Annotated in this window: 2 protein-coding genes; both read left to right on the top strand. The window is 61.8% G+C overall.

Annotation, left to right across the window (positions count from 1 at the left end):
• Window positions 1–312 (top strand): Ig-like domain-containing protein (locus DOM45_RS19915; protein ID WP_167404635.1); only part of this gene is annotated, 312 nt, incomplete at its 5' end.
• The coding region (locus DOM45_RS19910; RefSeq protein WP_167404636.1) for a VCBS domain-containing protein at window positions 309–640 on the top strand (332 nt) is incomplete at its 3' end. The genes DOM45_RS19915 and DOM45_RS19910, both read left to right, overlap by 4 nt.

Here is a 640-nt window from a genome sequence, read left to right as displayed (position 1 = left end):
ACCACCGGTGAGAACCAGGTGCTCGAAGGTAGCGTGCCGGCGGCCACCGATGTGGATGGCACGGTCGAGAGCTACCAGCTCGCGACCGGCGTTGGTCAGGGTAACGGCAGCCTCAGCTTCAATAGCGACGGCAGCTATAGCTTCAATCCGGGAGCAGACTTCGACAGTCTGCCGGCGGGTGAAAGTCGTGATGTCACTTTCAGCTACACCGCCACCGACAATAACGGCGGCGTCAGCGCCCCGCAGACGGTAACCATCACCGTCACNNCGCTCAGGCGGCCACGGCCACGACGGAGGAAAATACCGTCCTGACCAGCCAGGTACCGGCGGCGACCGATATCGATGGCACGGTGGAGAGTTATCAGCTGGTGCAGAACGTCGGCGACGGTAATGGCACGCTGACTTTCAATAGAGACGGTAGCTATACCTTCACCCCGGGTGATGACTTCGATAGCTTGCCGGCTGGCGAAAGCCGCGATGTCACCTTCACTTATACGGCGACCGACAACGACGGTGGGGTGAGTGCGCCGCAGACGGTAACGATCACCGTCACCGGGACCAACGACGTCCCGGTGGCCAAGGCTGACACCCAAACCACGGGTGAAAACGCTACCGTCAACGTCTCCGCCGCTCAGGGCGT

Source organism: Salinicola lusitanus, assembly GCF_003206045.1.
GTDB lineage: Bacteria > Pseudomonadota > Gammaproteobacteria > Pseudomonadales > Halomonadaceae > Salinicola > Salinicola lusitanus.
Note: the sequence above shows the minus strand (reverse complement) of the source record. Positions and strands in the feature narration are given on the sequence as shown.